16 protein-coding genes and 2 tRNA genes are annotated in these 19,008 nt (G+C 32.3%); 9 read left to right on the top strand and 9 right to left on the bottom strand.

Annotation, left to right across the window (positions count from 1 at the left end; all coding sequences use genetic code 11):
• Window positions 1-30: 30 nt before the first annotated feature.
• The 4 genes from ACFPTQ_RS00200 to ACFPTQ_RS00185 all read right to left on the bottom strand — a co-directional run bounded on the left by ACFPTQ_RS00200 (window position 31) and on the right by ACFPTQ_RS00185 (window position 5,564).
• A complete protein-coding gene (locus tag ACFPTQ_RS00200; RefSeq protein ID WP_379772364.1) occupies window positions 31-1,419 on the bottom strand; it encodes a TolC family protein in 1,389 nt (462 codons plus the stop codon).
• Window positions 1,419-2,765 carry an HlyD family secretion protein gene (locus ACFPTQ_RS00195; RefSeq protein ID WP_379772362.1) on the bottom strand — a complete coding sequence of 449 codons (1,347 nt, stop codon included), beginning with the start codon at window positions 2,763-2,765 and terminating at the stop codon, window positions 1,419-1,421. The genes ACFPTQ_RS00200 and ACFPTQ_RS00195 overlap by 1 nt, the downstream gene beginning before the upstream one ends.
• Before the next feature lie 2 nt (window positions 2,766-2,767).
• The gene (locus tag ACFPTQ_RS00190; protein ID WP_379772360.1) at window positions 2,768-4,429 is read right to left on the bottom strand and encodes a peptidase domain-containing ABC transporter; all 1,662 of its coding nucleotides are present in this window, start codon (window positions 4,427-4,429) and stop codon (window positions 2,768-2,770) included.
• Window positions 4,430-4,601: 172 nt separating this feature from the next.
• On the bottom strand, window positions 4,602-5,564 hold the full coding sequence (locus ACFPTQ_RS00185; RefSeq protein WP_379772357.1) for a sodium-dependent bicarbonate transport family permease: 963 nt from the start codon (window positions 5,562-5,564) through the stop codon (window positions 4,602-4,604).
• A 126-nt stretch (window positions 5,565-5,690) separates the two neighbouring features.
• Here ACFPTQ_RS00185 and ACFPTQ_RS00180 point away from each other — a divergent pair, with 126 nt between their 5' ends.
• Window positions 5,691-6,614: a LysR family transcriptional regulator gene (locus tag ACFPTQ_RS00180; RefSeq protein WP_379772355.1), complete on the top strand. Its 924-nt coding sequence runs from the start codon at window positions 5,691-5,693 to the stop codon at window positions 6,612-6,614.
• Window positions 6,615-6,691: 77 nt separating this feature from the next.
• Here ACFPTQ_RS00180 and gpmI read toward each other — a convergent pair whose 3' ends face one another.
• Together gpmI and ACFPTQ_RS00170 are read right to left on the bottom strand one after the other, a co-directional pair.
• Window positions 6,692-8,215, bottom strand: coding sequence for a 2,3-bisphosphoglycerate-independent phosphoglycerate mutase (gene gpmI, locus ACFPTQ_RS00175; RefSeq protein ID WP_379772352.1), 1,524 nt, complete (start codon window positions 8,213-8,215; stop codon window positions 6,692-6,694).
• Between the two features lie 141 nt (window positions 8,216-8,356).
• A complete protein-coding gene (locus tag ACFPTQ_RS00170) occupies window positions 8,357-10,771 on the bottom strand; it encodes a DUF5916 domain-containing protein (RefSeq protein ID WP_379772349.1) in 2,415 nt (804 codons plus the stop codon).
• A 186-nt stretch (window positions 10,772-10,957) separates the two neighbouring features.
• On the opposite strand from ACFPTQ_RS00170, the gene ACFPTQ_RS00165 reads away from it, so the two are divergent.
• The 3 genes from ACFPTQ_RS00165 to ACFPTQ_RS00155 all read left to right on the top strand — a co-directional run bounded on the left by ACFPTQ_RS00165 (window position 10,958) and on the right by ACFPTQ_RS00155 (window position 12,057).
• On the top strand, window positions 10,958-11,686 hold the full coding sequence (locus ACFPTQ_RS00165) for a murein L,D-transpeptidase catalytic domain family protein (protein ID WP_379772347.1): 729 nt from the start codon (window positions 10,958-10,960) through the stop codon (window positions 11,684-11,686).
• 142 nt (window positions 11,687-11,828) lie between these two features.
• Window positions 11,829-11,901 (top strand) — tRNA-Gly (locus ACFPTQ_RS00160).
• A gap of 83 nt (window positions 11,902-11,984) precedes the next feature.
• Window positions 11,985-12,057 (top strand) — tRNA-Gly (locus ACFPTQ_RS00155).
• A 91-nt stretch (window positions 12,058-12,148) separates the two neighbouring features.
• On the opposite strand, the gene pepE is transcribed toward ACFPTQ_RS00155, so the two are convergent.
• Window positions 12,149-12,856 carry a dipeptidase PepE gene (pepE, locus tag ACFPTQ_RS00150; RefSeq protein WP_379772345.1) on the bottom strand — a complete coding sequence of 236 codons (708 nt, stop codon included), beginning with the start codon at window positions 12,854-12,856 and terminating at the stop codon, window positions 12,149-12,151.
• A gap of 135 nt (window positions 12,857-12,991) precedes the next feature.
• Here pepE and ACFPTQ_RS00145 point away from each other — a divergent pair, with 135 nt between their 5' ends.
• From ACFPTQ_RS00145 to ACFPTQ_RS00135, 3 genes are all read left to right on the top strand, one after another.
• Complete coding sequence (locus ACFPTQ_RS00145; RefSeq protein WP_379772343.1) at window positions 12,992-13,732, top strand: hypothetical protein; 741 nt, start codon at window positions 12,992-12,994, stop codon at window positions 13,730-13,732.
• Between the two features lie 185 nt (window positions 13,733-13,917).
• The gene (locus ACFPTQ_RS00140) at window positions 13,918-14,244 is read left to right on the top strand and encodes a Sec-independent protein translocase subunit TatA/TatB (RefSeq protein ID WP_278034914.1); all 327 of its coding nucleotides are present in this window, start codon (window positions 13,918-13,920) and stop codon (window positions 14,242-14,244) included.
• Window positions 14,244-14,807 carry a phosphatase PAP2 family protein gene (locus ACFPTQ_RS00135; RefSeq protein WP_379772340.1) on the top strand — a complete coding sequence of 188 codons (564 nt, stop codon included), beginning with the start codon at window positions 14,244-14,246 and terminating at the stop codon, window positions 14,805-14,807. The genes ACFPTQ_RS00140 and ACFPTQ_RS00135 overlap by 1 nt, the downstream gene beginning before the upstream one ends.
• 69 nt (window positions 14,808-14,876) lie before the next feature.
• On the opposite strand, the gene ACFPTQ_RS00130 is transcribed toward ACFPTQ_RS00135, so the two are convergent.
• The gene (locus ACFPTQ_RS00130) at window positions 14,877-15,518 is read right to left on the bottom strand and encodes an O-methyltransferase (RefSeq protein WP_379772338.1); all 642 of its coding nucleotides are present in this window, start codon (window positions 15,516-15,518) and stop codon (window positions 14,877-14,879) included.
• 108 nt (window positions 15,519-15,626) lie between these two features.
• On the opposite strand from ACFPTQ_RS00130, the gene rlmN reads away from it, so the two are divergent.
• Window positions 15,627-16,670, top strand: a complete 1,044-nt coding sequence (gene rlmN, locus ACFPTQ_RS00125; protein ID WP_379772335.1) for a 23S rRNA (adenine(2503)-C(2))-methyltransferase RlmN — start codon at window positions 15,627-15,629, stop codon at window positions 16,668-16,670.
• 64 nt (window positions 16,671-16,734) lie between these two features.
• Here the strand turns inward: rlmN and ACFPTQ_RS00120 are convergent, their stop codons facing one another.
• Window positions 16,735-17,817, bottom strand: coding sequence for a sulfatase-like hydrolase/transferase (locus ACFPTQ_RS00120; protein ID WP_379772332.1), 1,083 nt, complete (start codon window positions 17,815-17,817; stop codon window positions 16,735-16,737).
• A 205-nt stretch (window positions 17,818-18,022) separates the two neighbouring features.
• Here ACFPTQ_RS00120 and ACFPTQ_RS00115 point away from each other — a divergent pair, with 205 nt between their 5' ends.
• Window positions 18,023-19,000 (top strand): polyprenyl synthetase family protein, encoded by a 978-nt coding sequence (locus ACFPTQ_RS00115; RefSeq protein WP_379772329.1) that lies wholly within the window; start codon window positions 18,023-18,025, stop codon window positions 18,998-19,000.
• Window positions 19,001-19,008: the final 8 nt, after the last annotated feature.

The raw sequence follows: 19,008 nt of genomic DNA, 5'->3' as shown, positions 1-19,008 counted from the left end.
GAAATGCAAAAGTACAATTTTCTGAATTATTTAATCCGGATTCGCCATTATTTTAAAAAGCTCCGAATTAGATACGAAAAAACGGTTCTCTAAAGCTATTTTAGAAAGCTGTGCACTTACTAAATTATTTTCTCTACTATTGATTAAAAATAGCGAACTCTCCCCAAAAGAAAATAATCTTTCTTCCGATTTTAACATGGTTGCATAATCTTCAACAACACTTTTAATCAAATCTTTTTGCTTGGTCAAAGCTTCAATTTCTAATTTTTGAGCATTTATTTTATTGCTTAATTGAACCTTTTCTAGGTCTAATGCAAATTCAGTTTCTTGTACTTTGTATTTAGCTAATTTTAAACTACCTCTTTCTTTTCTTAGAAATAAAGGGAAATAGAAGTTCAGACCTATTTTATAATCTTCAAAACGGTAATTGTCAATATAACTTGGTTCTGATAAATAAGAATAGCCAATGTCAATTTTAGGCAAAAGCATATTGGCTTTTAATTTTTTCTCTACATTTAAAATGTCAATTTTGCTTTGTAGGGCATTGATTTTTGGATGATTACTAATCGAAAAATCGGGATTTAATAGTGCGTTAGTTTTTAAGGTTTCCTGAATTGTAAATTCTAGTTGCGTTTCCGGAATAATGCTCTCGGCTAATTCTAAAGGAATGTTGTTTTCTAACCAAAGAAAATTAGAAAGCTCTAATTTAGCTTTTGCTAATTTTAATTGTGAATCAATTAAATTCAAGGTTCTGTTTTTTACGGTCATTCCAGCTTCGACACTATCAATGGCACGTTTATCTCCTTCTTTGATTGAGGTTTGTATTCCTTTAAATCTTATTTCAGCATTTTCTTTATATTCTTTATACAATACAACCTCGTTATAACTTTTTTTCCAGTTAAAATAGGCAATAGAAGCATCGTATAAGATAGCAATAGCTTGAAGTTTTCGTTCTGCTTGACTTAATTGAAGTTGTATTTTTGCCTTTTTTAAATCGGCCATTCTTTGATTGATGAATAAGCCTTGTCCTAAAGGTACGCTTATTCCAAGTGAAGTTAATCCTTGATTGGGAACTGTGTTTTCTGGATTAAGGTAGATTCCTTCATTATTATCAAAACCTGCTTTAATTTCGATTCCATACCAAGTTGGAATTTTAAAGCTACTGTTTAAAATGGAATAGTATTCTTTGTCTTTGAATTGCTTTTTACTAAAATCAACCTCAATTTTTGGGTCAAATCCCCCGCGAGCCATCATTAAATTGGCTTGAGATTTACTGATTTCTAGATTGGCATTTTTAACCAATGGATGATACTTTTTTACAAAGCCCAAAAACTCATTGTATGTAAGTTCTTTTGAGTTGATTTCTTGGGCTGATAAAGTAAAACCTAAGAATAAAAAGGCGAAGAAAATATGTTTCATTATTTTTTCTCTTTTGTAGTTTTAGCTGTTGGTTTGTAGTAGTTAGGAGGGAAACCATTTAGGGTTCTCCATATTTCAAACCACACGGGAACATTATCTAATAAAGCTATAGTTTGTGCTCCGGCACCAATACTTAATTGTGCTGGCCATTTGTCCTCGTTTTTGTCTGGCGCAATCAAAACACGGTATTTTCCGTTTTCACTAATAAAGTTTTCGATAGCAACGATTTCTCCACCAAAAGTTCCATAAGACATATTAGGCCAACCCGAAAAGACAATGGTTGGCCATCCGTCAAACCATACACGAACTTTTTCCCCTTTAGTAATTAAAGGTAAATCAATAGGGTTTACATAAGTTTCTACCGCGATGTCATATTCTGAAGGCATAATCGTTGCAATTGGTGTTCCTTCTTTTATTGTTTCACCAATTCCAGATTGTAATGCCCTGTTTATATATCCATTTTGTGATGCTTTGATGTAATACATTCCATTACGAATGCTGTAATTGGTGTATTGATTTTTTAATTTGTTCACTTGAGCATCGGTATCAAATTGACTGCTTAAAGCGGTATACTTGTCACTGTTTGCTTTTGATACTTTTTCTGAATATTCAGCATTGATTCGGTTGATTTCTACCTTAGCATTAATTAATTCATTTTTGCTGGTTAGGTATTTGTTTTCCTGAGTAATGATTTTGGCTTCTACTTCTTGCAATTTGAGTCTTTTTTCCTCAATGTCGGTAAGTGGTTTTAAACCTTCTTTATTTAATTGTACAGCTCGATTGTACTGGGTAGTAGCAATTCGTAACTGTGTTTTTACCGCTGCAAGATCCATACTATCGCTTTTGATTTTCAAGATCGATTGTTGGACTTTGTTTTTAGCTTGTTCTAATTTTAATTTTCGTTCATTCTCAATAGCAACAATTTGGTTAGAAAGCATATCAACTTTAGAGTCATAGGACGCTAAAGATTGTTTTTTGGCTTCCATTTGGTTTCTAGTATTTTCAACTAAATTAGGATCCATATAATCTTCTTTTATCTCCGAGATAAATAAGATAGTGTCTCCTTTTTTTACATAATCACCTTCTTGAACATACCATTTTTCTATACGACCCGAGATGACACTTTGTATCGATTGTGGTCGTTGATTGGGTTTTAAAGTGGTTACGTTTCCAGAACCAGAAATGGTTTGTGTCCACGGTAAAAAAAGTGCAGCAAGACCAATAATAGAAACTCCTGCTATAATTCGGTTTAAAATTTTATAGTGAGGTCTGTTGCTCAAGTTTTTAACTGTTTCATATCGCTCTAGCGATTGCAGTTTAGTTTTATTGTTTGAGATGTTTAACATGCTTAATTGTTTTTTGAATCAAGTTGAATAGCTCCATTTTGCATAATAATTCTTCGGTTGCATTTTGTTCTCCAATATGGATTTTTTGAAGAAACAATGATTGTCCAATTGAATTTATCAGAGGTGATGAAATCGATGATTTCATTAGCTACTTTTTCATCCATCATGTCTGTTGGGTCTTCGTAAAATAGTATTTTAGGTTTGTGAATGATACTTCTTGCTAACAATAACTTTTGAGCGTTAGAAGAAGATAATTGTCTTCCTTCAGGAAAAATACGAGTGTCTAATCCTTTAGGTAAAGATTTTACAAAAGAAGTTAGTTGAACACCATCAATGGCCCATTTTAAATCTTCGGCCTTAATAGTTTTGTCATTGAAAGTGATGTTTTCTAGCAAAGTACCTTCAAAAGGACTTTCGCTATGAATAATACTTCCTATTTGTGAGCGGTATTGTTTAAGGTTTATTTTCTTGAATGTATCATCATTGATAAAAAATGATCCAGAAGTTTTTTGTAACAAGCCAGAAAGGATTCTAATAAGTGTTGTTTTACCAGAACCATTTTCTCCTTCAATGACAATTTTCTCTCCTTGCTCTATTTTTAAGGATATGGATTTTAAAATTTCTGTGTCAGAATCCGGAAATTTGAAACAAAGATTCTCCGTTTCTATAGAAATGTTAGTGTAGCAATAATCAATATCGGACACATTTTCATCCTCCAATTCTAAATCGGTGACCTGACCAATTTTTTCAATAGAAGTAAGGACATCGTAAAAGGTTTCTAAGCCAAATATGATTTTCTCAGAAGAGTTGATTACTAATAAAATAATGATTTCAGCGGCAACAAATTGTCCAATATTCATTTCTTGCGAAAGCACAAGAAATCCTCCAATCAATAATAAACTAGCAGTGATTATAACTTTGAAAACAATTAATTGGGAGAATTGACTTTTTATGACATTAAAGTGTTTTTCTCTGTAGTTTAAATAATCTGCTACAAGATTATTGTTTTTTTGCAAGCTGTAATCGTAATTAAGTTCGTTTTTAAAGCTGTAATTGTTTCGGGCAATTTCTTGTAACCAACTCGCAACTTTATATTTGAATTTGGATTCTTTCAAGCTCGTTTCAAGTCCAGCTTGGTAGGAGAATTTGAAGATGAAGTATAAAAATCCAAATAATAAAATTCCAAAGACAATAAAATAAGGGTGGTACAAGGATAATAAAATGATACCAAAAACAATTTGTAAAATAGCAGCCGAAAAATCGATTAGCAATTTTGAAGTTCCTTTTTGAATGGTTAAGGTGTCAAAAAAGCGATTCGCTAATTCGGGTGGATAGCTGTTATAAAGTTGGTTTATTTTAATTTTAGGCAAGCGCGCAGCGAAATCAAATGAAGAACGTACAAATATTTTTTGTTGTAAATTTTCTGTAATACGCAACTGCATTAATGATAATATACCTACTAGTATTACCCCAAAAACCACCAAAATGATTAGCGCTACCCAAGAAGCACTTACTCTTCCTGATTGTATCAAATTGGTGATAGCCTGAATTCCCAAAGGCAATGACAAACTGATTAATCCCGCAAAGATGGCATAGAAAAATATTTGCGAGACATCTCTTCTGTCTAATTTCAGTAAGTTAAAAAAACGTTTTAAAGGTGTCATATTTTTTGTTGGTTTATTATTCTTATGTTATTTGAACAAAATTAATAGCAATACTTTTATTTTTTGTGTTTTAACAATAAATTAAGTCAATAGAGAAGTAATTCTAATGTTATTTTAATTTTGAATGCTAATTTTTAAATGTAAATAGTTGGTTAGCTAAGTTAGGTCAAATTCAGAACGTATTAATGATTAAAAAATACAATGGCATTCCAATGGTTATGTTAATTGGAAAAGTTATGGCAAGAGTCATGGGTAAAAATAACCCAGGATTGGCTTGAGGAACAGTGATTTTCATGGCTGCAGGGACTGCAATGTACGATGCACTCGCAGCTAATATTGCAAAGATGAATCTATTGCTGATGTCATCTGTCACTAAGGCACTCAGTATCGCGAATAGACAACCATTAAATAAGGGAATAATTATAGCAAATAGAGTAGGGAAGAGACCAAAAGAGAAGAAGGATTTTAATTTTTTTCCGCTTGTAATCCCCATATCAAGAAGAAATATAGCAAGGAATCCTTTAAATAAATCATTGGTAAAAGGCGCTATACCTTCGGCTTGTTTATCATTGGCAATATAACCTATTAACAGACTTCCAAGGATTAAAAGGACACTTCCATTAGTTAACGAATGAATGAGTATGGATCTTTTTTTAATTGTTTTTGTTTCTTTTTTATTAAAAGTAGATATTAAAATTAGACCAATGATTATTGCTGGCGATTCCATTAATGCCATTATCGCAACCATGTGCCCGTGGAGATTTAATTGTTGCGATTCCAAAAATGAAACCGCTGTAACAAAGGTAACGGCACTAACAGATCCGTATGCTGCAGCAATTGCTCCAGAATCAAAGATGTTTAATTTTTTCTTTAAGATGAAGAAGGTATACAATGGGATTGTTACTGAAATTCCTACTCCAAATAATATTGACCAAGCAATTTCGGTGCTAAGGGTTTCGTGTGATAATTCTTGTCCTCCTTTAAAACCTATTGCGAACAATAAATATAAGGAAATGAATTTTGAGGAGTTTTGTGGTATTTCTAAATCGCTTTTTAAACATACAGCAACAATTCCCAGTACAAAAAATAGTAGGGCAGGGTTTGTAAGATTTTCAATGAGTAAGTTAAAGTTCATTTTTTATTAAATTTGGTTAGGACGAATGGTATTTATAGCTATTTCTCGGTTTAAACTTTGCAAAATTGATTATTTAATTCTATATATTTTTATTTATATTTGTAATCTAAAGCATAAATATATTTTATGAATTATACTTTAAATCAACTCCAAATATTTCTCAAAATCGTTGAGACTAGAAGTATTACAAAAGCTTCTGAAGATTTACATTTAACCCAACCGGCTGTTTCTATTCAATTAAGGAATTTTCAAAATCAGTTTGATATTCCTTTGACGGAAGTGATTGGTCGACAGATTTTTATAACTGATTTCGGGTTGGAGATAGCACAACTGGCCGAGAATATAATTAATCAAGTGTATGCTATTAATTATAAAAGTCACTCTTATAAAGGGCTTTTGTCAGGAAGACTCAAGATTTCGGTAGTGTCTACGGGTAAGTATGTAATGCCTTTTTTTCTTTCAAATTTTATTAAAGCCAATCCAGCTATAGAGTTATTAATGGATGTAACCAATAAAAATAAAGTAATACGAAGTTTGGAAAATAATGAGGTGGATTTTGCTTTGGTATCCGTTATGCCTACCTCACTTCAATTGGAAAAATTAGATTTAATACCGAATAAGTTATTTCTTGTTGGTAACGCCAAATTAGACGACATTAACAGTGAATATTCAAGGGATATTTTTAAGGAATTACCATTAATATTTAGAGAAAAAGGTTCGGGAACAAGACAAACAATGGAAGAATTTTTTAAAAACAATTCGGTTCCAGTTTTGAAAAAGTTAACACTAACTTCTAATGAAGCGATAAAGCAAGCCTTGTTGGCTGGTTTTGGGTATTCGATTATGCCCTTAATTGGAATTCGAACCGAATTACAAAATAATGAATTAAGTATTATTCCAGTAAATGGACTTCCCATTAAAACAACTTGGAGTTTAATTTGGTTGAAAGAAAAAAAGCTTTCACCAGTTGCTAAGGCTTATTTGGATTTTTTGAAAGAAGAGAAAGATAAGATAATTCAAGAAAATTTTAGTTGGAACGAAAGTTATTAATGAGTTTTTATAGAATGTAAAAAGAGCTGTTTTACATGATAAAAACAGCTCTTTTTTTATGGTAAATTTCAAAAAAATTATTTCACTAATAAAGAGTGACTAGACATAGCAGCAGGTTGGTTTACACCCATTAAGTCTAAAATTGTAGGAGCGATATCACCTAAAACACCATCTTGAATAGCTACTTGATCATTGTCAACTAAAATGAAAGGAACAGGGTTTGTAGTGTGCGCTGTATTTGGTGTTCCATCAGGATTAATCATAGTTTCACAGTTACCATGATCTGCAATAACAATAGTTGAATAACCATTTGCTAAAGCAGTTGTAATCACTTTTTCGGCACATTTATCTACTGCTTCACAAGCTTTGATAGCTGCTTCCATAATTCCTGTATGTCCCACCATATCTCCGTTGGCAAAGTTTAAACACACAAAATCTACTTCTCCTTTTTCAAGTTCTGGACAAAGTGCATCGGCTAATTCATAAGCACTCATTTCAGGTTGCAAATCGTAAGTAGCCACTTTTGGAGAGTTTCTCAAGATACGAGATTCGCCTTCAAAAGGCGTTTCTCTACCACCTGAGAAAAAGAATGTTACGTGTGGATATTTTTCTGTTTCGGCAATACGAATTTGTTTTTTGCCTGCTTTTTCTAATACTTCTCCAAGTGTTTCAGTGATGTTGTCTTTGTTGTATACAACTTTTACATTTTGGTAAGTTTCATCATAATTAGTCAATGTAACATAGTACAAGTCTAATTTATGCATGTTTTGTTCGTGGAAATCTTGTTGTGATAATGCTTCTGTTAATTCACGTCCTCTATCAGTTCTGAAGTTAAAGAAGATAACCACATCATCATCCTGAATGGTAGCTAATGCTTTATTTTCAGCATCAACAACCACTAATGGCTCGATGAATTCATCTGTAATATCATTGCCGTAACTCGTAGCGATTGAAGTGACTACGTCATGAGTAGGGGTTCCTTTTCCATGAACTACTAGATCATAAGCTAATTTAACTCTTTCCCAACGTTTATCACGGTCCATTGCATAATAACGACCAATTACAGACGCAATTTTAACTGGAGTTTGTGCAATGTAATTACTTAAATCTTGAATGTATTTTTTTCCTGATTTAGGATCAACATCTCTACCGTCAGTAAAAGCATGAATAAAAACTTGATCTAAACCATAATCTTGGGTAGCATCAATTAATCCACGTAGGTGAGAAGTATGCGAGTGAACACCTCCATCAGAAACTAATCCTAAGAAGTGTACTTTTTTATTGTTGTCTTTTGCATATTGAAAAGCATCTTTTAATACTTGTTCTTGAGCTAAAGTTTTATTGGCAACAGCTAAATTAATTTTGGCTAAGTCTTGGTATACAATTCTTCCAGCTCCTAAATTCATATGTCCCACTTCTGAATTACCCATTTGACCTTCTGGTAAACCTACATGTAAACCATCAGTTCTAAGTTGTGCGCTAGGGTATTTTTGGTAAAGACTGTTTATAAATGGAACGTTTGCATTATCAATTGCAGATACTTTTGGGTCAGGAGATTTTCCCCAACCATCCAAAATCATTAAGATTACTTTTTTGTTCATTTTTAGTTAATTTTCGACAAAGATAAATTTTTTATAAAATCTTCGTTAGGAATAAAATAACTATTATGGTTTCTAAAATTTAGTGAGGTCAAAAATGATAATTTTATTACAGAATTACTCTTTTATTAAAATAAATGCAGTTTATAATTTGTGTTTTACATTGTTGTAATCAATAAAGTAGCGAAGACTAATCGAGAAAATATTCGTCATATTAGAATTGAAGATAGTTTTGATGTTCTTAGATAGATTTTTTTCTACTAAATTAGTGTCTTCTTGTGCATAATTTCGATACAAAATCGATAATTGACTGCCGGGTGCAAACCACCATGAATAGGAAAAATCTAAATTCCACGAGTTTAAATTTCTATTTTTATTCATATTATAGGTGTCATTGTTAGAAAGATGTCCATCATCATTAAGAGTAAAGAAATGTTTGTTATCTGAATAGGACCAATAATATCGGGCTTTAAGATTAAAAGTCATTCGGTCATTAATCGCGTATTTTCCGGTCAATTCTGATTCAATAATTTCTCTGTCGCGTCGCGCAAAAATAATGTCTGAATTACTTGTTCCTATTCTTCCAATATTACTGTTCTCGTTTGTATATTCGGTAGCAAATGCTAATGAAAATTTATCGTTAAATCGGTATTTTGGTCCAGCGTAGAATTTATACGTAAATCGATTGGCTTCATCATATTTAACAAATGATGGAGTGAAATCGAAAGTGAAATTTTTATTTTTATTGGTTTCGATTTCTAAATAACCACTGATTTTTCGAGGATTGTATATATATCTTCCATCTTCTTGAGGAAGATAAAAATCAAATGTTTCAAAAGGAACTATGTTTAAACCAAATTGAAAATAACATAGGTTTAGTGTCGTAGCTGTGACAATAGTTTGAATCCAGCTTGTATTTTGTATTTTATTTGTACTGTTGTCTATATCTAAGTTTACTTCCTGTTCAAAAAGAAAACTATTGAATAGTTTATTTGGGTTCAATATTCGATAACTTCCGTTTACATAACCACTATGGTAATTGTAATAGTATAAAATACCTAAGTCATTTGTATCGTATTTTTTAGAAGTATATTTACCAGTAAAGATGTATCGAAATTTTCCGCTAGTCTTTGCAAAGCTTAGAGAAGATTTAAATCCGTCATAATCTTCAATGTCATTGATAGCAGCATATTTAAAATCTCCTGAAAGATTATAGGTATTAGCTTTAGTATTTAAATCAAAAATTAATCCAGTAACATTGGCATCTCTATAATTTCCATTTCTACTGGTGTTTGTATTTATAAATGAAATAGATGAATTTTGTCTAAAGCGCTGGTCAAAAACTAATATGTTGTAATTAGTTAAAGGGTTAATTACTTCTTTTCTGGTAGAGTTGTTTTCATTGTCTTTTATAGAAGCGAATGTTTTTTCGGTAACTGCGTTTAAAAAACCAATACCAAGGCCTTTTTCAGTTCTTCCTGATAATTTTACAGCATTGATTAACTCAACAGTGTTAGGGTATTCTGTGATTTCTTCCGATGTGCTTAATTTGCTTTCTATTTCTTCTTTACTTACAATCGAATTCCCTCCTATCCTTCTTGAATAAAAAAGATTTCCTATATTAAAAAGGTTAGTACCTTCGGTAAAAAAAGGTCTGTTTTCGTTAAGTTTTTGTTCAAAAGGCTCTAGGTTAAGTATGGCATTATCAAATTTGGTTTGTCCAAAATCAGGAACTAAAATAGCGTCTAACGTAAAAGCATCATTAATGCCATATTTGATGTCTAAACCAGCTTTTAGTGTTTTATCGGAAGTATATCGATCTTTCTGTAAATAAGCAGATGTGTAGGGAATAAAGAAAAGTCGAGTGGATGGACTTATATTTTCTATTCCATCTAATTGCCCTGTTTGTGTTAAAACAGCTCCAATCTTTGTGTTGATATGGTTCCAGGTGAATTTTTGTGTCGTTCTTTTAATTTCGCGCAAAAAATTGATACCCCAAGTTTGTTTTTTGTTTTTTGGAAAACGGATAGCTGCATAAGGGATTTTCATTTCAACAGTCCAGCCAAAATCAGTAATTTTTACACTGCTTTGCCAAATGGCATCCCAAGTAAAATCTTCATTATCTTCGGTAGCTAGGCAGTCCATTTGAGTTCCTGCAGCACTTACATAAAAGCGATAATCTTGTTGACCATCATTAAATCCGTTGATAAATACGGCAAAATTATCAGCTACACCAAAAACATCTCTTTCTGTTAATTCGCGTTGTATTTTGTCAGGTTCATTGTCTTTTAAAACGGCAGATATATATATAGCATCATTGTCGTAAATTACTTTTACTGAGGTTGCTTTTTCGGTATCAATTGCTTTACCGTTGTCAGGATTAAACATAATGAAATCTGTTGCGACTTCATTGTTTTTAAGCCATTCTTCATCATCCGTTTTACCGTCAATATTGATATTCCCTTGTTTAGGTTTTGCTACAAGAATTTTTTTTTGAGCAAACAGGCTAAAATTTAGGAATATGAAAAAACAATAAGTAGTTAGTCGGAATGGATTCATGAATTGTTAATATGAAAGCAAAAATAATAAAATTGATATGATTAACAATTATTTAACAGCGAAATTTTGTAGTTAAAAAACTACGGTTTAGTTAAAGCTGTTATAATGCATTGAGTTGGGTTTTGTTCTGTAATTATTTTTTATATTTTTGGCAGGATTTAATTAATTGTATTTAAATAGTAATCAATGGTTTATAGAAGGTTTTTAAGTTTTTTATTATTATTATTTTTATTGATGTCTACTACTTCCTTTTTGCCAAAAGTTGTCAATGAAAAAAAAGAATTAAAAAACAAAATGAGTTTGAATGGTGATGAGGAATTAAACATTGAACAAGTGTATCATAATTTACACAGCGAAGGTTTTGGATTGCCAAGGTTGGAGAGTTTTAAAATGGCGTTACAAGGTTTTAATAAATTGAAAACTCAGGGCTTAGTAACGAAAAATATTTTAACATTAATCGATTTTAGTTTGTCGGCAAATGTGAAAAGACTTTGGGTGATTGATTTGGATACAGAAACTATATTACTCCATTCTCTTGTTGCTCATGGGAAAAATACGGGTGATGAATATGCTAATAGCTTTTCTAACAAAGCAGAATCATTCAAAAGCAGCTTAGGTTTTTACATAACAGCTGAGGTTTACAATGGAAAGCATGGTAAATCTTTACGATTGGACGGTTTGGAAAAAGGTATAAATGATAATGCTCGAAATAGAGCTGTTGTGGTTCATGGTGCTAATTATGTTTCGGACGCTTTTATACAAAATAATAAGCGTTTAGGAAGAAGTTTGGGCTGTCCTGCGGTACCACTTGAGATTACAGATGGTTTAATAAATACAATAAAAAATAAATCCTGCCTTTTTATTTATTATCCTTCGGAAAGCTATTTAAGATCTTCGAAGTTTATACAGAGCTAGCAAGTTGTTTTTTTATAAAAAAAATAGAGCTCTAATGGTTTAGTTTTAAAAAAGTTAGATTTTAAATAGTGAATTCTGCGAAAAAATATATCAAAAAAATTTGTTTTAAACTTAACTTATTCTTTATATTTGCACCCGCAATGCGGAAGTAGCTCAGTTGGTAGAGCTCCAGCCTTCCAAGCTGGTTGTCGCGAGTTCGAGCCTCGTCTTCCGCTCTAGTAGAAACCAACTAGAGTTTTGGTTTTTTTGAAATAAAATTTGGAGGTGTAGAAATAAAATTTATCTTTGCACCCGTTATGCGGAAGTAGCTCAGTTGGTAGAGCTCCAGCCTTCCAAGCTGGTTGTCGCGAGTTCGAGCCTCGTCTTCCGCTCTATAAACCCCAAACTATTGTTTGGGGTTTTTTGTTTTCAAGAGTTTTTAGTTTGAATTCAAAACCTTTTATGAATTATTACTAAAAATTTTTATTGAATATAATCTAAATTCGAATTGGGTTCGATTTCAATAGCTTCGTGATTTTTTCTGAAAAGTTTGGCTGTTAGTCCTCCCTTTAAAATGATGGTGTTATTTTTAATCTCGAGCCAACTGCCTTCTTTTAATCCTAAAACGGGAAAATTGTTAAATTGATGAAATTCATTAATTCTGGTTTCTCGTGATTCCCCCATGTGAGTTGATTGGGCATCTTTATCTAAATAATGCACATTTAAATTAAAAGGAATAAGCCCTAAAGTTTGAAAGCTAGGTGGGTAAATTATAGGCATATCATTTGTAGTTTGCATGCTTAAGCCGCCAATATTACTTCCTGCACTTGTTCCTAGGTATGGCGTTCCATTTTCTAGGGTTTCCTTTAGAACAGTCATAATTTTATGCTGATATAATTGGCTAACGAGTAAAAAAGTATTTCCTCCACCTGTAAAGATACCTTCTGCCTGTTTGATAGCAAAAGCGGGATCTTCAAATTCATGAATACCTTTGATATTTATGTCTATTTTGGCGAAAGCTTGCGCTGTCTTTTGTGTGTATTCTTCATGTGAAATTCCACTAGGTCTGGCGTATGGAATAAATAAAAGGTTTTTGCAATTCTTGAAATGTATTTTTAATTCCGGAAGCAAGTATTCTAAATACTCTGTCCCATGCAAAGTAGAAGTACTAGCTAAAAGTAAATTCTTCATTCTTTTGATTTTTTTTTCAATAAAGGTAGGGATAGCTCATGTGAAAAGGGTTTAGTATTAACATATTTTTATCAGCTTCTTAATAACAAATTGGGATAGCTCTGTATTACTTTTACCCTGTTGAAATTCAGAATAATGCATAAATATTTACTTTTTTTTCTTGGGTTGTTTTCAGTTTTTTGTTTTGGACAAAAAAGGGATTCCTTGGTCTTGAAAGGAAAAATCAATGCCTATATAACAAATTTAGAAGGTGTATCTGTTATTAATAAAAGAACAGAACAAGCTGTTTTTACAAATCAAATGGGTGATTTTTCTATTAACGCTCAAGAAGGAGATACTTTAGTATTTTCAGGTTTGCAGTTTAAAAGAAAAGAAGTAGTGTTGTGTGAAGATGATTTTGGAGACAAAATTTTGAATATTCATTTAGTCGCAGTTGCTCGCGAATTGAACGAAGTTACAATTATTAATTACAGTAATATTAATGCGGTTTCCTTAGGTATTATTTCTCCTAATCAAAAAAAATATACTCCCGCTGAGCGAAAGTACGCTTCTGCAAGTTCGTTTCGTCAAAATCCACTGGGTTTAGATCCAATAATAAATCTTATATCTGGTAGAAGTGCAATGTTAAAAAAAGGTATTGCAATCGAAAAGAAGGAGACCTACATGGGGACACTTGAGAAAATGTTTACCGATGAATATTTTGTAAATAAATTAGGTTTACCATCAGAATATATAAAAGGTTTTGAATATTATGTGGTCGATAATCAAAAATTTACGCGAGTTTTGGATACAAAAAACAGGACCTCAATAGAGTTTTTGTTAGCAGAATTAGCTGAAAAATACAAATCGATTATTGCAGTAGAAGATATAAAATAAGTTAGTGTATTTTGAATTGTGTTTGTTTCTTTTTTTAAATAAGCTAGTCTTTAAAAATGAAAAAAACAGATAGTATTTTCATTTTAAATCACTTTTTTATAAGTCTGTCAAAGAGTTTAATTTATGAAAAATTTTAAAGTAGACTTTTTTAAAATTGGTATATTTGCCAAAAAAATAAGCAGAATATGTTTGGTATAGGAGGAGGAGAATTAGTCTTTATAATGTTTGTGGTATTGTTGCTTTTTGGATCAGACAAGATACCAGAAGTGGCACGTACTATGGGTAAAGCAATGGCTCAATTAAAAAATGCTACTAACGATATTAAGAGCGAAATCCAAAAAGGAGCTGAAGAAAATGGTTTAGATGCAAAATCTTTATCAGAAATGACAGGTGGTATAAATACACAAATTGATAAAGTAAAAGAGGATCTTTTAGGGGATTCGGTGACTCAGGTTACTAAACTAAAAGAGAATATCGAAGATATTACAGGTCCTGTAAAACGTAGTCTTTAATGTTAGATAAACTTTTAGCACTCGATGTTCGATTATTCGTTTATTTAAACGGACTTGGCTCTGAGACTTTTGATGGGTTGTGGCTTTTTATTACCCGACAAATCAATTGGACTCCTTTTTTTCTATTATTGCTCTATATTATTTATAAAAAAATAGGTGGTAAACAAACCTTGTATGTGGTTTTATCAATAGCCTTATTGTTGCTGGTAACAGATCAAATCACTAATTTGGTGAAGTTTGGAGTAGAAAGATTGCGTCCATGTAATAATCCTGATATCAAGTCTTTCATTAGGATTGTACAATCACGATCATCATTTAGTTATTTTTCTGGACATGCCGCTAATAGTATGGCAGCAGCCATGTTTATTTATCATGTTATCAAGCCTTATTTTAGAGATGCAATTTTTTTGTTTTTATGGCCGTTAATTTTTGCTTACAGCCGTATTTATTTAGGATTGCATTACCCACTGGATATTTTGAGTGGTTATATCTTTGGAATGACCGCAGGTTTCTTGGCTTACAAAATATATCAGTTTACCCAAATTAAATATTTTCCGCTGTAGGTGTAAAAACGATATACAAAAAACGCACATTTAAAAGTTTAGATGTGCGTTTTTTGTTTAAGTACTCTTTTATAATACTCTACTAACCGTTAATCCATCGCGAATAGGAAGTAATACGGTCTCAACTCTTGGATCTTCTTTCAGTTTTTGATTGTATTCTAATAGTACTTTGGTACTAATGTCTTTAGGGTTTAATGGTTCCAGTACTTTGCCGCTCCAAAGTACATTATCAGATAAAATAATACCACCTTTATTCATTCTTGGAACAATCATTTCAAAATAATTCAGGTAATTTTCTTTGTCGGCATCAATAAAAACCAAATCAAATTTGACATCCAAAGTTGGAATAATATCAATAGCTTCCCCTAAATGCTGTACAATTTGTTTTCCCCAAGGCGATTTGTCAAAATGCTTTCTTTGAAAATCTACTAGCTCTTCCTTGATATCGATAGTATGCAAAATACCGTTTTCTTGCATTCCTTCGCATAGACAAAGCGCAGAATATCCTGTATAAGTGCCAATTTCAAGAATGTTAACAGGTCGAATTAATTTAGAAAGCATACTTAACACGCGACCCTGAAAATGGCCACTTAGCATTCGAGGCAAAAGAATTTTTTGGTAAGTCTCTTTATTTAAAGCTTTTAATAATTCGGGTTCATTTTCAGAATGTTGTTCAACGTAATCTTCTAATTCCGGAGAGATGAAATGCATTTTTTGATTTTTTCAATTTTGGGCAAAGTTACCAAATTATCAAAACAACACACGAGCATTTATTTGAATTGATGTAATAAATAAACAAATAGTCATTAAATTTGCAGCATGCAAATTGAGAAAAAAGACATACGAGCCCTATCTAAAGAGGAATTGCGCAATTTTTTTGTGACCAATAAGGATAAAGCCTTTCGTGGAAATCAAGTTTATGAATGGTTGTGGAGCAAAGGAGCACACAGTTTTGAGGATATGACCAATATCTCCAAAGGAACTCGTGCCATGCTGGAAGATAATTTTGTTATCAATCATATCAAGGTCGATACGATGCAACGTTCGGATGATGGAACGGTTAAAAATGCGGTTCGTTTGCATGATGGATTGGTAGTAGAATCGGTATTGATTCCTACCGAAACCCGTACTACTGCTTGTGTTTCTAGTCAGGTAGGTTGTAGTTTAGATTGTAATTTTTGTGCAACTGCGCGATTAAAAAGAATGCGAAATCTTGAACCTGCCGAAATTTACGATCAGGTTCTTGCTATAGATAGAGAAAGTCGCTTGTATTTTAATCATCCGTTGTCGAATATTGTTTTCATGGGAATGGGCGAACCATTGATGAATTATAATAATGTGATTAAGGCAATTGATATGATTACTTCGGAAGAAGGATTGGGGATGTCGCCTAAACGTATTGTGGTTTCGACTTCAGGAATTCCTAAGATGATTAAAAAAATGGCTGATGATGAGGTAAAATTCAAATTGGCAGTCTCTTTACATTCGGCAATTGATGAGGTTAGAGCCCGTATCATGCCTTTTTCTAAAAATTTCCCTCTAGCAGATTTGCGAGAGGCATTGGAATATTGGTACCGAAAAACACGAAGTAAAGTTTCCTATGAATATGTGGTTTGGAAAGGTATCAATGATAATAAAGCTGCTGTAGATGCTTTGGTTAAGTTTTGTAAATATGTTCCTTGTAAAGTGAACTTAATTGAATACAATCCAATTGATGATGGAGAATTTCAACAAGCATCCGAAGAAGCAATTAATGCTTATATAAAAGGATTAGAGTCTATAGGTGTGGTGGTAAAAGTGAGAAGAAGTAGAGGTAAAGATATTGATGCTGCCTGTGGTCAATTGGCTAATAAAGAAGCTTAGTTTTAAATGTAAAAACAATAAAGGGTTTGCCTAAAAAGCAACCCCTTTATTGTTTTTAGGTAGCTTATTTTATAACTCCAAGGATTTCTTTTGCTATGGGGTGATTAGCATTGAAAGTATAGCCTAAAATTTTTGCTATAGTTTGGGCAAATTGCTCTTGGTAAATTTGTCCTTTTTCCTGTATTTCTCCCTTAGCTTGAATATTAGGCCCCATTGCTGCAAACCAAATTTCGGAAGCTCCTTTAATTTGGCTACCATGGCTAGTCCATTGGGATTTTATGGCATCACCTCGGCCGTGGTCAGTAGTGAAAACGACAGCTGTTTTGTTTTTATATTGAGGGTCTTTTTGAATCAATTCCCAAAGTTGTTTCATCCAGGTATCAACTTGATGTGCTGCATCCAGATAATAACGGTAGGAACCTTCATGAGCCCATTCATCCGTTTCGCCGTAAGCAATATACAACACACGTGGTTTGTTTATTTTTAATTCTTCCAAAGCTTCATAATGGGTGTAAACATCTAAACATTCATTATTATGAAAAGGTCTAAATGAATCTTCTAGCATTGCATTTATTAGTTTTTGGTTTTCAGTAGGTTTGTTACCGCCTACTTTGTCAAAAGCTGAGATTACTGGGAATCCACATCTTTTTTCATTCAAAATACGATCAAACGCATCCCAAGCTCCAAAAGCGGCTACTTTACCCTTGATTTTTGATTGTTTGTTTAGAAATTCTAAAACATTCACATGAGGATTTGGGGGATAAGCATTAGAATTGACTAGTGTGTCTGCATATCCTGTCATGATTTCGCTATAGCCAGGGTAGCTAAACCAATATTTATTGGCATTGTTAACGTTGTTTTCATAGTTTCGATTACCATATATTTGTCCCTGTGCTGCAAAAATGCTCCATAAAAAAGGCATTAGTTTTTTCCTGCGTTCAATTGGGTTTTTGTCCCAATAGGTATTAAAAATATAGGTGCTGTCATTCTGGTTGAATTTTGGATCTCGAGCTAGAACTTCATCCATTCCGCCAAAAACTTCTTGCCATCTTAAACCGTCTGTGGTAATGATAATAATGTTTTCTGCATTTTGAGCATTGCTAATTGAGCTAAATAAAATCAATAATGCAATCAGTAATTTTTTCATGTAATAGTTATTTGTTGGTAAAAATAGAGTTCTTTTTATTGGTGTGGTATTAAGAAAAGTTTAATTTACAGCATTGAGAGGTTAACTTTTCTAACCAGTATATAAAGATATTTTATTGCATCCGGATTTTTAAGTATTTTTTAATAATTTATCAAAAGCTAATTTTTGTTTTAATTTATTAAAAAAATGTACCTTTGAATTCCAAATGAATGTTACTTCTCAAATAAAACAACCCATATTTAAAGAAATGGAACTTTTTGAAAAAAAGTTCTATGAATCGATGTCTTCTCAAGTGGCGTTGTTAAACCGTATTACTTACTATATCGTAAATCGTAAGGGAAAACAAATGCGTCCTATGTTTGTTTTTCTAACGGCTAAGATGATTTCGGGAGGAAATGTAAATGAAAGAACTTACCGCGGAGCATCCGTAATTGAGTTGATTCATACAGCCACTTTAGTGCATGATGATGTGGTGGACGATAGTAATCGTCGTCGTGGATTTTTTTCTATTAATGCGCTTTGGAAAAATAAAATTGCGGTATTAGTTGGGGATTATTTATTGTCCAAAGGATTGTTGCTATCTATAGATAATGGCGATTTTGATTTGCTTCAGATTATTTCAGTCGCTGTTCGCGAAATGAGTGAAGGAGAATTATTGCAAATAGAAAAAGCCAGAAGATTAGATATTACCGAAGATGTATATTACGAAATTATTCGAAAAAAGACCGCTACACTTATTGCTGCATGTTGTGCATTGGGAGCCAAATCAGTTATTGAAGATGCGATTCAGGTAGAGAATATGCGAAAATTTGGCGAACTTATCGGTATGGCTTTCCAAATTAAAGACGATTTATTTGACTATACTGATGATGCCATTGGTAAACCTACCGGAATTGATATCAAAGAACAAAAAATGACTTTGCCTTTAATTCATGTCTTGAATACTTGTACTTCTAAAGAAAAGAGTTGGCTCATCAATTCGATTAAAAACCATAACAAAGACAAAAAACGCGTCAAAGAAGTAATTGCTTTTGTCAAAAACAATAATGGTTTGGCTTATGCCGAAAATAAAATGATTCAATTTCAGCAAGAAGCCTTACAGTTATTAGAGAATTACCCCGATTCTGATTTTAAAGCAGCTCTAACAATCATGGTTAATTACGTGATTGAAAGAAAAAAATAAGCAATTTC

This window comes from Flavobacterium sp. GCM10022190 (assembly GCF_042656445.1).
GTDB lineage: Bacteria > Bacteroidota > Bacteroidia > Flavobacteriales > Flavobacteriaceae > Flavobacterium > Flavobacterium nitratireducens.
This window is presented reverse-complemented; position numbering and strand designations above follow the sequence as displayed.

Excerpts from the sequence above, each read along its gene's own strand:
- ACFPTQ_RS00200 (WP_379772364.1), bottom strand. The coding sequence starts at position 1,419 with ATGAAACATATTTTCTTCGCCTTTTTATTCTTAGGTTTTACTTTATCA.
- ACFPTQ_RS00195 (WP_379772362.1), bottom strand. The coding sequence starts at position 2,765 with ATGTTAAACATCTCAAACAATAAAACTAAACTGCAATCGCTAGAGCGA.
- ACFPTQ_RS00190 (WP_379772360.1), bottom strand. The coding sequence starts at position 4,429 with ATGACACCTTTAAAACGTTTTTTTAACTTACTGAAATTAGACAGAAGA.
- ACFPTQ_RS00185 (WP_379772357.1), bottom strand. The coding sequence starts at position 5,564 with ATGAACTTTAACTTACTCATTGAAAATCTTACAAACCCTGCCCTACTA.
- ACFPTQ_RS00180 (WP_379772355.1), top strand. The coding sequence starts at position 5,691 with ATGAATTATACTTTAAATCAACTCCAAATATTTCTCAAAATCGTTGAG.
- gpmI (WP_379772352.1), bottom strand. The coding sequence starts at position 8,215 with ATGAACAAAAAAGTAATCTTAATGATTTTGGATGGTTGGGGAAAATCT.
- ACFPTQ_RS00170 (WP_379772349.1), bottom strand. The coding sequence starts at position 10,771 with ATGAATCCATTCCGACTAACTACTTATTGTTTTTTCATATTCCTAAAT.
- ACFPTQ_RS00165 (WP_379772347.1), top strand. The coding sequence starts at position 10,958 with ATGGTTTATAGAAGGTTTTTAAGTTTTTTATTATTATTATTTTTATTG.
- pepE (WP_379772345.1), bottom strand. The coding sequence starts at position 12,856 with ATGAAGAATTTACTTTTAGCTAGTACTTCTACTTTGCATGGGACAGAG.
- ACFPTQ_RS00145 (WP_379772343.1), top strand. The coding sequence starts at position 12,992 with ATGCATAAATATTTACTTTTTTTTCTTGGGTTGTTTTCAGTTTTTTGT.
- ACFPTQ_RS00140 (WP_278034914.1), top strand. The coding sequence starts at position 13,918 with ATGTTTGGTATAGGAGGAGGAGAATTAGTCTTTATAATGTTTGTGGTA.
- ACFPTQ_RS00135 (WP_379772340.1), top strand. The coding sequence starts at position 14,244 with ATGTTAGATAAACTTTTAGCACTCGATGTTCGATTATTCGTTTATTTA.
- ACFPTQ_RS00130 (WP_379772338.1), bottom strand. The coding sequence starts at position 15,518 with ATGCATTTCATCTCTCCGGAATTAGAAGATTACGTTGAACAACATTCT.
- rlmN (WP_379772335.1), top strand. The coding sequence starts at position 15,627 with ATGCAAATTGAGAAAAAAGACATACGAGCCCTATCTAAAGAGGAATTG.
- ACFPTQ_RS00120 (WP_379772332.1), bottom strand. The coding sequence starts at position 17,817 with ATGAAAAAATTACTGATTGCATTATTGATTTTATTTAGCTCAATTAGC.
- ACFPTQ_RS00115 (WP_379772329.1), top strand. The coding sequence starts at position 18,023 with ATGAATGTTACTTCTCAAATAAAACAACCCATATTTAAAGAAATGGAA.